The organism is Clostridium sp. YIM B02555 (assembly GCF_022320955.1).
In the GTDB taxonomy this organism is placed as follows: domain Bacteria; phylum Bacillota; class Clostridia; order Clostridiales; family Clostridiaceae; genus Clostridium; species Clostridium saccharoperbutylacetonicum.
This window is the reverse complement of sequence record NZ_JAKJJY010000004.1, coordinates 279,245-292,632: the sequence shown is the minus strand read 5'-3', so window position 1 is coordinate 292,632 and position 13,388 is coordinate 279,245. Positions and strand designations below refer to the sequence as shown.

Below are 13,388 nucleotides of genomic sequence, written 5' to 3'. Positions count from 1 at the left end.
ATATTAACCTATTGCTCTTTCTTCTTTATATTATCTATTTTCATATGTTCCCCTACCCATACATTTAATTCACTTAAAGCAGGTAATAGCGATTTTCCACTTTCAGTTAAGGAATACTCAACTTTAGGAGGTATAGTGTTATATTGTGTTCTTTGAATAACATTAAGTTCTTCTAATTCCCGTAAGGATTTAGTAAGCATAATATTAGTAATTCCTTTAATTCTCCGTTTTAATTCATTATATCTAGCAGTATCTTTTTCTGCTAAATACCAAATGATAGGCAATTTCCACTTTTGACCTAAAATATTAAATAGATACATAGTTAGACACTGATTATCATAAACGTTAGTGTTTGGAAATCCTTGACCAAAATTCACATCATCATTCATAATTACACCTCTTGTAAATTCTATAGTATACTTTTTATACTAACACAGAAAAAACTGCATACTTCTATATTCATAACTTTATGTTTTATAATTATAACATAAAATAATAAATGCAAAAATATAAACCGCACAAGGAGTGTTAAAATGAAAGTTTATGCAATTAATGGAAGTCCAAGAAAAAATAAAAATACAGCCACTCTACTTCAAAAAGCTTTAGATGGAGTAAAAGACTCTGTAAAGGATAGTGAAATAGAAACTGAAATAATAAATTTGTATGATTTAAACTACACTGGATGTAAAAGCTGCTTTGCTTGTAAAAGACTCGAAAGTAAAAATTACGGAAAATGTGCTATAAAAGATGATCTTCAAGAAGTGTTAGAAAAAGTTTCTCAAGCTGATGGACTAATTTTTGGCTCTCCAATATATTTCAGCAATATAACAGGTCAATTACAAGCTTTTTTAGAACGATTGCTTTTCCCATATTTGGTATATGATAAGAACCATTCCTCAATTGCTCCTAAAAAAATGCCTACAGCCTTTATTTATACAATGAATGTTCCACAAGAATTTATGGAACAACTTAATTATAACCTAATATTAAATACATTAGCTGCACCTATAGAACGTATATTTACAAAGCCAAAAGTAATGTATTCTAACAATACTTATCAATTTGATGATTACTCGAAATATAAAGCTGATGCCTTTTCTGAAGAGGAAAAAGCAGCTCATAGGGCAAAGCAATTTCCTTTAGATTGTGAAAAAGCATATAAAATAGGTACAAGCTTAATACAGTAATAATTCAGTATACTATGAAATGCTATTCTTCATAAAAATAAAATGAGAGCATATTAATAAAAAAAGGAACGTACTATAATTTTTTGTACGTTCCTTTATACTTTACTCTCTTTAAAGGATTTATGTCATTAATTTAATTATCTATTGAAAGGATTTTCTGTTTTATAAAGCATTCCTTTAGGTTGGTTAAAGCCAACTTCTTTAACTCCTAAATATCTAAATAAATTATACATTGCTTTACCAAAATGTCCGAATGCAACTGCTCCATGGTGAGGATATCTTCCTTCAATTAATACGTGACGGTAGAATCTTCCCATTTCAGGAATTGCGAATACTCCTATAGCTCCAAATGAACGTGTTGCAACTGGTAATACTTCTCCTTCTGCAACATAAGCAGTAAGTTCTGCATCTGCATTGCTTTGTAATCTAAAGAATGTGATGTCTCCAGGTACGATATCTCCTTCAAGTGTTCCTCTTGTAATATTTGGTTCTTGATTTGGTTCTAATGCTCTAGCCATGATCATTTGATTTTTCATTGTACCGCAAGATAATTTACAAGCTGCAGTATTTCCACAGTGGAAAGCCATGAAAGTATCTTTTAATGTATAGTTAAATTTACCTTTGATTTCAGTATCATGCATATCAGCTGGTACAGTATTGTTGATATCAAGTAAAGTTACAACATCATCACTTATACAAGTTCCAATGTATTCACTTAAAGCACCATAAATATCTACTTCACATGCAACTGGTATACCCATTGCAGATAAACGGCTGTTTACATAACATGGTACAAATCCAAATTGAGTTTGGAATGAAGGCCAACATTTATTTGCAAATACAATATATTCTCTTGAACCTTTATGTTCTTCCATCCAATCTAATAATGTGATTTCATATTGAGCAAGCTTTGGAAGGATTCCAGGCATTTTATTTCCTTCGCCTAATTCTTTTTCCATACTAGCTATAACTTCTGGAATTCTTGCATCATCTTTGTGAGCATTAAATGCTGCATATAAATCAAGTTCTGAATTTTCTTCTATTTCAACACCTAAATTATATAATTGTTTTATAGGTGCATTACAAGCTAAAAAGTCTTGAGGTCTTGGTCCAAAAGAAATAATTTTTAAGTTCTTTAATCCAAGTAATGCTTTAGCTACTGGTTCAAATTCTTTAATCATATCTGCAACATCACTTGCAGTTCCAACTGGGTATTCTGGAATGTATGCTTTAATATTACGAAGTGCTAAATTATAGCTTGCATTAAGCATTCCACAATAAGCATCTCCACGTCCTCCAATTAAATTATCTCCTGTTTCTTCTGCAGCTGCTGCAAACATAACTGGTCCGTCAAATTCTTTAGCAAGTAAAGTTTCTGGAGTTTCTGGTCCAAAGTTTCCAAGGTATACTACAAGTGCATTAACTCCTGCTTCTTTAACTTCTTGCAATGCTTTTAGCATATGTTTTTCATTTTCAATTGCTGTAGGACATTCATAAATATCTCCATAAGTTTTTTTGTATGCTTCTACAACTGCCTTTCTTCTATTAACTGATAGTTCCATTGGGAAACAATCTCTACTAACTGCTACAATTCCTAATTTTACTTGTGGTGTATTATTCATTTTATATTCCTCCAATTTATAATAAATTTAAATTTAAAGCTTATTTATATTTTTTGTTTATGATCTTGGTTGCGCTGAAAAAGTTCCTAATTGTGCTTTTCACTATTTTGAAAATTGAGTAGTGACTAATTAAATAAGAAACTATTCATCAATTTGCTAAAACTATTTACATGCGTTGTAACTTTAATATTATGATCTTGGTTGCGCTAAAGCGCTTTTTTTTATAGGTGTATGTTTTCTCCCACTAGGCCTATGAATGCTCCTTGGGCACCTAAGTCTGTATCTTTATGACCAATTAACCATTTATTTTTAGCAAAGAGCAATGCATCCTCACCTTTAACTTCTGGCTTATTTTCTAAAGCTAAGTTTGTATCTTTTGGTAAAACAACAACACATCTAAATCCATCTTCTGAAACATTGCATGGTGCATAGTGAAGTGTAGTTGCATAAACTTCTATTGCAGTTCCTTTTGGTACTTTAAAAGCTTCAATTTTAGACGTATCATATGAGTAATCGTCTTCAATATCCTGCTGTAATCCTAAAAGAAGAATAAGATCAGTTGCTGCAATGTTTATTTCAGATGATCTATGGTATTCAACAGCATTTAGCAAATAATTATTTCCATTACAATATCCTATTTGAATAGGTAATTCACCATATTCTCTAGCTTGAAGTTCTTTAGCTATTTCCAATGCTTCAAGTTCTTTTATTGATGGTTCATATATTACATCTTTAGGTAATGGTGTATCATTCATTTTTTCAATTATTTCTGAGCAATCATAATTTTTTAATACTTGCCCATATTTTTTGAACTCCTTGTCCATAACACTTTTAATAGTCAAATTTATCGTCCTCTCTATATTTATTAATAACCTATAAATATATTTCAAGCTACTTTCTAATTTTATTTAATTTTTTCTGATTTATTTAACACACACTATATACACATCTTTTTAACATAACTTAAAACAAATTAGCTATTCACTTTAATATATTTATAGATTAGTTGTGGGCTTTTTATTTGTTAATTATTCCCATTACTTTATCAACAACATTTTCTACAGTAAATCCAAACATTTTAAATAATGCATCTGCATTTCCTGATGCTCCAAAAGTATCTAAAGATACAACGTCACCATCAAGACCTACATATTTGTGCCATCCAAAGGATGTTAAAGCTTCAACAGCTAGTCTAGCTCTTACGCTCTTTGGCATTACTGATTCTTTATAAGCTTCATCTTGAGCATCAAACAACTCAAAACTTGGCATACTTATTACTCTTGCATCAATTCCTTTTGCTGATAACTCATCAGCTGCTTTAAAGATTAATTCTACTTCTGAACCTGATGCCATTAGTAGTACATCTGGAGTTTCTTTCTTTGAATCTTTAAGGATATATCCACCCTTTAATGCTCTCTTAGGACATCCATCATATAGTGGTAACTTTTGTCTTGTTAATACTAATGAAGTTGGTGTAGTTCCATTTGTTACAGCATAATACCAAGCTGCTGCTGTTTCTTTTGAGTCTGCTGGTCTAAACACTGTCATATTTGGCATACTTCTAAGTGCTGCTAAATGTTCTATTGGTTCATGAGTTGGACCATCTTCCCCTACTCCAATACTATCATGAGTTAATACATAAGTTACTGGAAGCTTCATAAGAGCCGATAATCTCATAGCACCTTTCATGTAATCACTGAATACAAAGAAGGTTGCACAGAATACCTTTAGTCCTCCATGAGCATACATACCATTAGCTATAGCTGCCATAGCATGTTCTCTAACTCCAAAGTGAAGGTTAGATCCACTTCTATCTTCTGCTGAGAAATCTCCTCTATCATTCATATGAGTTTTATTAGATGGTGCTAAATCTGCTGATCCACCTATAAAATTAGGAATAAGCTTAGCTAATCTATTTATCATTATTCCTGAAGATTCTCTTGTAGCCATTTCTTTATCAAAACTCCAAAGTTCTTCATTATTTAATAATGCATCTTTATCAATTTCTCCACTCATCCATTTTGTATATTCTGCTGCTAATTCTGGATAAGCTGCTGAATAAGCTTTAAATAATTCATTCCAAGCTGTCTCAGTCTTTTCACCTTTTGCTATATGTTCGTTCATATTTGTGTAAACTTCGTCTGGAACATAGAAAGCAGGTTCAGCTTTCCAGCCTAAGTTTTCCTTCATAGCTTTTACATTGTCTGCTCCTAAAGGTTCTCCATGAGCTGATGCTTTTCCTTGTTTTGCTGGGCATCCAAAACCTATTTGATTTTTAACTATTATCATTGATGGCTTTTTAGTTTCTGTTTTAGCTTCTGCTATTGCCTTTTCGATTGCATCTATATCATTTCCATCTGCAACCTTTAATACTTGCCAGCCATAAGCTTCATATCTCTTTGCGGTGTCTTCTCTAAAAGCTATATCTGTATTTCCTTCTATTGAAATATTATTTGAATCATATAACACAATTAATTTTCCAAGCTCTAAAGTTCCTGCTAGTGATGATGCTTCTCCTGAAATTCCTTCCATAAGACATCCATCACCAACTATAGCATATGTATGGTGATCAACTATGCTATACTCTGGCTTGTTAAACTTTTCAGCTAAATGAGCTTCTGCTATTGCCATACCTACTGCATTACAAATACCTTGTCCAAGCGGTCCTGTTGTTATTTCAACGCCTTTAGTATGACCATATTCAGGATGTCCTGGTGTTAAACTTCCTACTTGTCTAAAATTCTTTAAATCTTCAACGGTTAATCCATATCCAAATAAATGTAGTAATGAATATTCAAGCATTGAACCATGTCCTGCTGATAATACAAACCTATCTCTATTATCCCATTCAGGATTTTTTCCATTATGATTCATTTTTGCCCATAATGTAAATGCCATTGTTGCTGAACCAAGTGGTAACCCAGGATGTCCAGATTTTGATTTTTCTATAGCATCTGCTGATAATACTCTTATTGCATTAATAGATAACTTATCTAATTCTCTACTCATTTTTTACCTCACTTTTATAATAAATATATTTCAATTATGCTGTAAACTGTAAATTGTTAACTGTTAACTGGAAACGCTGCTGCCCAGTCTGCTTTAAATTTTTCTAATCCTTGATCTGTTAATGGATGCTTTAGCATTTGCATTACTAAATTAAATGGTATTGTTGCTATATTAGCTCCAGCCTTAGCTGCTTCAATTACATGAATTGGATTTCTTACACTTGCTGCTATTATTTCTGTTTCTATTCCATGTACTGCAAATATTTCTGCTATATCTCTTACTAAATCCATTCCTATCATTGATATATCATCTACTCTTCCTAAAAATGGACTTACATAAGTTGCTCCTGCATTTGCTGCAAGTAGTGCTTGTGTTGCTGAGAATATTAAAGTTACATTTGTCTTTATTCCTTCACTAGATAATACCTTTGTTGCTTTTAAGCCTTCAGCTGTCATTGGAATTTTTACTATCATATTTTTATGAATTGCTGCAATTTCTCTTCCTTCTTTAATCATTCCTGCTGCATCTTCACTTATTACTTCTCCACTTATTGGTCCATCAACTATTTCTGTTATTTCTTTAATTACTTCATTGAAGTCTCTGCCTTCTTTTGCTACTAGTGATGGATTTGTTGTTACTCCACAGATTACTCCCATTTCATTTGCTTCTTTAATGTGGTCTACATTTGCTGTGTCTAAAAAAAACTTCATTTTACTCAACCTTTCCTTTTAGTTTACAGTTTTCAATTTACAGGTTACAGTTATGTTGGAAATCCCCTACGGGGTCTCTTTAATAGTTGTTACTTGTATTATCAACTGTTACTATTGTTTTTTATTTTTGACTATTGGTAATATTTAAGTAAATACATTTAGTACATTACTTTCAAAATGTAATTTTAAAAACAGGTTTTTAAAATTAGTTTAATAAGTTTTTAATTTAAAAGAGTAGTAAAAACTACTCATTATTTAATTTCTAAAAATTCTTCTATAGGCATCATTGCTGCACCTAATAAATAAGCTTCTTTGTAACTTGCTACACTTATAGTGCAATTATTTTCATCTGTAAATAAATTATCCTTATATATATTCTTTTTCAAAATATCTATTTTATCATTTAACAAATTATTTATATCCCCACCTATTATTACAGTATTAGGATCTAATAACATAATTAAATTTGATATTCCCATTCCTAATATTTTTAAGTATTTATCTAAAACTTTTTTTGTTGCTTCTTCACCTTTAAGATACAATTCTTCAAACTCTTCTACGTCTGATATTGCCTCTAACGAAACTTCATTATAACCATCTACTAAAGAATTCATAGATGTGTATGCTTCTAAACATCCTCTAGCTCCACATTTGCACTTTTTACCATTTAGAGCTACTTTTATATGTCCAAATTCACCTGATGAATCATTATCGCCTCTATATATTTTGCCATCTATAATTATTCCAAGACCTAATCCATCAGTTATAGATACATATAATAAGTTTTTTAAAATATTCTTTCTATTTAAAAATTCATAATATGCTGATAAATTAGCTTCATTGTCCACATAAATAGGTACATTTAAATATTCAAATTTCTCCTTCAAATTAAAATCTTTAATCCCAAGCAAATATGAATATTTTATTATTCCATTTTCAAAATCTACAGTTCCAGGTAATGAAATACCTATTCCTAATATTTTTTCAGAATCTAAATTATGCTTTTCCATAAGTAAAGCTATATTTTCATTGATTATTTCAATTAAATTTTCTATCCCATTATTTTTATGTCTTATCTTTAATTTTTCAATAATTTCTTTTTTTAAATTTACCAAAGCTATTTTAATATTATTAGGTGTTAATGCAATTCCAATTGAAAATTTACAATTCTCACTTAGCTTTACAGCAATAGCTTTTCTACCACCAGTAGATTCTAAATGCCTTACATCTTCTACTATACCTTCATTTTTCAATTCAGTAATATTAGTAGATACTGTGGTTATACTTATATCTAAAATTCTTGAAATATCTAATTTAGTAATTTCATTTTTTTCTAACAATAATGTTATTATTTTTTTTCTATTCGTTTCTTTTATTTTACTGTGATTTACTTCTATCAAATTTTACAATACTCCTCTCATCTATCATATAAGGCACATGAAAATAAGTAACAACTCAAACGTCACCCTGAATATTCTAGTTAATCCATTAGGCCATTTTGCTGATTGAGCTTAAAGAAAAGCCAATAAATGAACTTCTTATTTTTTCGAATGTGCCTCAATGACAGTAGCTTTCTTAAATAATATCATTATTATTGTAATGATAAAAGTATTTATATTTTAATATCAACATCTAAATTCGATATTGAATCAAATGTGCCCTTAATGTTATTTAAATATCTTTAATTCTTGGATAAGCTGAATTATATACTTCATAAACCTTAGCATATACTTCTTTTAAATCTGCATTTGGTTCTACCTTCAAGTTTCCTTTTACGATCTTACTGCAGGCATCTTCTACTGAATCATATATTCCAGCACCAACTCCTGCAAGTATTGCTACTCCAAGAGCTCCACCTTCTGAAGCTTTTACTGTAGTTAATGCATAACCAAAAATATCAGCTAATATTTGTCTCCATACACTGCTTTCTGCACCACCACCACTTACTCTTATTTCTTCAATATTTACCTTCATATCCTCAATAAGATCAAGACAATTCTTTAAACTAAAACTAACTCCTTCTAAGATACTACGAACAAAATCATCATGATTGTTTATTAAGGAAACTCCTAAAAATGCACCCTTAACATTTGGATCAATATGGGGTGTTCTCTCTCCCATTAAATATGGTAAATAAACAATTCCATTTGAACCTGGTTTTGATTTTGCCGCCTTTTCTGTTAATAAATCATATATATCAACTCCAGCTTTTTCACTTTCTTCTACTTCTTTAGCACAGAAAGTTCTTTTAAACCAGTTTAAGGATAGTCCTGCTCCTTGAGTTACTCCCATTACATGCCATTTTCCTGGTACTGCATGACATAAAGTATGAACTCTTCCTTCCTTATCAAATCTTGGTGTATCTGTTGCTGCAAATACTACTCCTGAAGTACCTATAGTAGTTGATATTATTCCTTCACTTACTATTCCATTTCCTATAGCTCCTGCTGCTTGGTCACCTGCACCACCAACTACTGGAGTATCCACTGCTAAGTTAGTTAACTTAGCTACTTCTTCTGTAACTTTTCCACTAACCACTACTGATTCATAAACGTCTGCTAAAATATTCTTATCAATATTTAAATCTTTAAGCAGTTCATCACTCCAATTTCTAGTATTGATATCTAACATCTGCATTCCACTGGCATCAGAAACTTCTGTTGCAAAAACATTTGTTAATTTAAGTCTAATATAATCCTTTGGTAAAAGAATTTTATATATCTTTTCATAATTTTCAGGTTCATTATTTCTAACCCATAATAATTTTGAAAGGGTAAATCCAGTTAAGGCAGGATTTCCTGTTATTTTAATCAATCTTTCTTTACCTATAACTTCTGTCATGTAATCGCACTCTTTTTCTGTTCTTTGATCACACCAAATTATAGAATTTCTTATTACCTTGTGATCCTTATCTACAAGGACAAGTCCATGCATTTGGCCACTTAAGCCAATACCTTTAATATCAGAGGCTTGTACACCACTTTTTTCAATAACTGCCTTTATTCCTTTAACACAAGCTTCCCACCAGTCATCTGGATTTTGCTCTGCCCAGCCTACTTGTGGCTGAAATAAATCATAACCAAAGGTAGCTGTCTTTATTGTATTTCCTGCTTCATCAAATAAAGCTGTTTTAGTCCCGGATGTACCAATATCTAAGCCAAGTAAATATCTCATAGAAAATCTCTCCTAATTTATAAATAATTTATTTAGTATTTCTTCCAATTATCAATATTCAATTGTCAATTACCAATTAATGTGGAAATCCGTTCAGGATTTCTTGAATTGAGATGTGTAAGATTACTTAGAACTTATAAATAAGTTCTAAGTAATAATTTTCAAATATTAATTCTCAATTAATCAAGAAATCCTTACAAATTTTCTTAAATTAAAATTTACAACTTTTAATTGTATTAATCTTCAAATATATATTGATTAACTATAGCTTCTAGTAATTCTTGTCTTCCTGATTTATTAGTAATTTCATTGTTTTTCAATGCATATGCTTCTAATTCTTTAAGACCAACTTTACCTTCAACTATTTCTTTACCAATTCCTTCGCTAAAGCTTGCATATTTATCCTTTATAAAGTTCTCTAATTCACCATTTTCTAATAGCTTGTGAGCTACTTTTAAGCCTTTAGCAAAAGTGTCCATTCCAGCTATATAAGCTAAGAATAAATCTTCTTTTTCAAAAGATGCTCTTCTAACTTTTGCATCAAAGTTAACTCCACCTGGAGCAAGTCCACCATTCTTAAGTATTTCATACATAGCTAAAGTTGAATCATATATGTTTGTAGGAAATTGATCTGTATCCCATCCAAGCATTGGATCTCCTTGGTTAGCATCTATACTTCCTAAGAAATTATTAATTCTTGCAAAATTAAGTTCATGTTGGAAAGTATGTTGTGCTAAAGTAGCATGGTTTGCTTCTATATTAACTTTAAAATATTTATCAAGATTATACTTTTTAAGGAATCCTAAAACTGTTGCAGTGTCAAAATCATATTGATGTTTTGTTGGTTCCTTTGGTTTTGGTTCTATTAAGAATTGACCTGTAAATCCTATTTCTTTAGCATAATCAACTGCCATTTGAAGTAATCTAGCAAAATTATCTAATTCTAAGCCCATATCAGTATTTAATAATGTTTCATAACCTTCACGTCCGCCCCAGAAAACATAATTTTCTCCGTCTAATTCTTTTGTTACTTCAAGAGCTTTCTTAATTTGTGCTGCCGCATAAGCAAATACATCTGCATTACAGCTAGTTCCTGCGCCATGAACATATCTTGGGTTTGTGAAGCAATTTGCTGTTCCCCATAAAAGTTTTTTATTGTATTTCTTCATTAACTCTTTACAATATGCAACTATTTCATCTAAATTTTCATTAGTTTCTTGTAGAGTTTTTCCTTCTGGAGCAATATCTCTATCATGAAAACAAAAATATTCTATATTCAATTTATCCATCAACTCGAAGGCTGCTTCCATTCTGGCTTTAGCTAAATCCATTTCATTTGTTATATCATCCCATGGACGAAGCATAGTTCCAGCTCCAAATGGATCTGCTCCATTAGCAGTTAATGTGTGCCAATAAGATAAGGAGAATCTTAGATGTTCCTTCATAGTCTTGCCGCCAATTACTTCATCTGGATTATAATATTTAAATGAATAAGGGTTTTTAGAACCAGGTCCTTCGTAATTTATTTTTGAAACATTTCCAAAATATTCTTTCATTGTAATAGCCTCCTCATTTTATAATTTATAATTAAAAATATTTTTAAATAACTTTTTAAATGTATTTTAATAAGTTTATTTTACTTCCATTTTTATCTTAAGTCAATATATTTAAGTAAACTTTTTCATAATAAATTTATTTTAAATTTTTGAACCATTTTATTAAGTTCATATGAAAGCTCTAATTGATCTTCAGATGATTTTGCAACATCTGCTATAGCTATTGTGATTTCATTAATATTATTAGATATTTCCTCAGTACTAATTTTTGATTCTTGAGCAACTCCGAATAAATTTTCTATTGAACTTCTTACTTGCATCACTACATCATCAATTTGTTTTGATGACTCAGCAAAATTCCCTATCAGGTTATGCATGAATTCAGCATCCTTCTCATATTTAAGTCCTATATTCATAAGCAGTTCATAAGTAGGTTTAACATCTGCAGACATAAACTCAAGTACATCTTGTCCACTTTTGGACAGACTTTTAAAAGCAGCTTGAACTTGTAAAACCATATCATGAATTTTGGCAACTGCTTTTGAGGATTGTTCTGCTAATTTTTTAACTTCTTCTGCGACTACTGCAAACCCTTTACCTTGATCGCCTGCTCTTGCAGCCTCTATTGCTGCGTTCAATGCAAGTAAATTAGTTTGCTCTGCTATCTCTCCAATAGAAATAGTCATCATTTTAACTTCTTCAACTATTTTTGAATCTTCTATAGCTTTCATAATGCTTATACGATTTTCATTATAAATAACATTACTTTTTTCAATATTATTTAATGCTTTTTCTTTTATATTAATAGCACTCTTATGTATTTCTTTTATAGATATTTCTGCTTCGTTTGCATTTTGTGCAAGTATATTTGTAGTAACACTTATTTCTTTCGTTGAAGCTGTTACTTCTTTAGCGGTAGTACTTAATTCTTGTGTTCCATTAGATATTTGTTCAACTGATTTATTAACATTTCCCATTTTAAGTGATATTTCTTCTGTTGTTGCAGATAATTCCTCAGTAGCTGAATTTATATCTTTAGCTCTGTTAATTACTTTAACAATCAATTTTTTTATACTTTCATTAGCATTATTTAAGCCTTTTGAAAGTTTTCCTATTTCATCTCTTGAATTAATTTGTATTCCTTTGGTTAAATCCCCACCTTCAAGTGCTTCAGCAAATGCTAATACTTTATTAACTTGCCTTGAAAGAAATATTGATATTAATGATCCTAAAGAAACTGCACTTATAAAGCCCAATATCACTATACAAATTGCAAGATAGAATGATGTTGTGTAAGTTGAATTGTTTGCTTCATTAAAACTATCTGCTTCCAGATTATTTTTTTCTATTAAATCACTCAAATTTGTATATATCTTTTTCCTAGCTTCAGTAACACCAACTATACTAGCTTCTGCATCCTTATAATTATTTTCATTTACATAATTAATTACTTTATTACATGCGGTTAAATAAACACTTACATTTTCCTTCAATTCTGAAAATGTAGCTTCGTCTGCCTTTGAAAGTAATGAACTTTCATATTTATCAATTTGGATATAGTTTTCATTAATAAATGAATATATCTCCTTTTCTAAAACATCTTTTTTTTCATATTTGTCTTGATACACAAGCTCTAATAAGCCAGCTCTAATATCTGTAAAATTTTGCTTGATTGTTGTTAAATATTTTATTTTTTCTAAATTATAATCATGCATAGTAACAGCATTAGAATTGATCTTATTCATATTATATATTCCAATGTATCCAACAACACCCATTAAAATTGCAATTACCATAAAAGCTGATATTAATTTTTGTGATATCTTTAAATGCCTAAACCAGCACATAAGTACATCTCCTTATTTTTTAGCTTATAATCAAATAAACTCCACTAATTTTCTAAATTATAGATATCCAATTTAAGAATCAAACTTATAAATTGAATATACATACATCATTGAGTAATTATAATCGTAACACTACACTAGAAATTAGATACATTTTTCTGGAAGCAGGCATGTGAAAGATAAATGTATCATATTTCGGTAAGTAACCACATAATTTTAATTCTCGCTTTGAATATCTATAAAATTGATTTATTATCTATAGAAATTAATGATTAATATAATT

Annotated in this window: 10 protein-coding genes; 1 reads left to right on the top strand and 9 read right to left on the bottom strand. The window is 30.2% G+C overall.

Annotated elements, in window-relative coordinates:
• Window positions 1-8: 8 nt before the first annotated feature.
• Window positions 9-389 carry a helix-turn-helix domain-containing protein gene (locus tag L3B98_RS08935; RefSeq protein WP_238916366.1) on the bottom strand — a complete coding sequence of 127 codons (381 nt, stop codon included), beginning with the start codon at window positions 387-389 and terminating at the stop codon, window positions 9-11.
• A gap of 144 nt (window positions 390-533) precedes the next feature.
• On the opposite strand from L3B98_RS08935, the gene L3B98_RS08930 reads away from it, so the two are divergent.
• Window positions 534-1,187: a flavodoxin family protein gene (locus L3B98_RS08930; RefSeq protein WP_015392445.1), complete on the top strand. Its 654-nt coding sequence runs from the start codon at window positions 534-536 to the stop codon at window positions 1,185-1,187.
• Window positions 1,188-1,324: 137 nt separating this feature from the next.
• Here the strand turns inward: L3B98_RS08930 and L3B98_RS08925 are convergent, their stop codons facing one another.
• The 8 genes from L3B98_RS08925 to L3B98_RS08890 all read right to left on the bottom strand — a co-directional run bounded on the left by L3B98_RS08925 (window position 1,325) and on the right by L3B98_RS08890 (window position 13,105).
• Window positions 1,325-2,809, bottom strand: coding sequence for an L-fucose/L-arabinose isomerase family protein (locus L3B98_RS08925; RefSeq protein ID WP_238916365.1), 1,485 nt, complete (start codon window positions 2,807-2,809; stop codon window positions 1,325-1,327).
• 221 nt (window positions 2,810-3,030) lie between these two features.
• Window positions 3,031-3,651, bottom strand: coding sequence for a DUF4867 family protein (locus tag L3B98_RS08920; RefSeq protein WP_238916364.1), 621 nt, complete (start codon window positions 3,649-3,651; stop codon window positions 3,031-3,033).
• A 175-nt stretch (window positions 3,652-3,826) separates the two neighbouring features.
• The gene (tkt, locus tag L3B98_RS08915) at window positions 3,827-5,818 is read right to left on the bottom strand and encodes a transketolase (protein WP_238916363.1); all 1,992 of its coding nucleotides are present in this window, start codon (window positions 5,816-5,818) and stop codon (window positions 3,827-3,829) included.
• Window positions 5,819-5,874: 56 nt separating this feature from the next.
• Window positions 5,875-6,528: a fructose-6-phosphate aldolase gene (gene fsa / locus L3B98_RS08910; protein WP_015392441.1), complete on the bottom strand. Its 654-nt coding sequence runs from the start codon at window positions 6,526-6,528 to the stop codon at window positions 5,875-5,877.
• A 251-nt stretch (window positions 6,529-6,779) separates the two neighbouring features.
• Window positions 6,780-7,928, bottom strand: a complete 1,149-nt coding sequence (locus tag L3B98_RS08905) for an ROK family transcriptional regulator (protein ID WP_077362414.1) — start codon at window positions 7,926-7,928, stop codon at window positions 6,780-6,782.
• 271 nt (window positions 7,929-8,199) lie between these two features.
• On the bottom strand, window positions 8,200-9,702 hold the full coding sequence (xylB, locus tag L3B98_RS08900; RefSeq protein WP_238916362.1) for a xylulokinase: 1,503 nt from the start codon (window positions 9,700-9,702) through the stop codon (window positions 8,200-8,202).
• Window positions 9,703-9,938: 236 nt separating this feature from the next.
• A complete protein-coding gene (xylA, locus tag L3B98_RS08895) occupies window positions 9,939-11,258 on the bottom strand; it encodes a xylose isomerase (RefSeq protein WP_238916361.1) in 1,320 nt (439 codons plus the stop codon).
• 125 nt (window positions 11,259-11,383) lie between these two features.
• Window positions 11,384-13,105, bottom strand: a complete 1,722-nt coding sequence (locus tag L3B98_RS08890) for a methyl-accepting chemotaxis protein (RefSeq protein WP_238916360.1) — start codon at window positions 13,103-13,105, stop codon at window positions 11,384-11,386.
• Window positions 13,106-13,388: the final 283 nt, after the last annotated feature.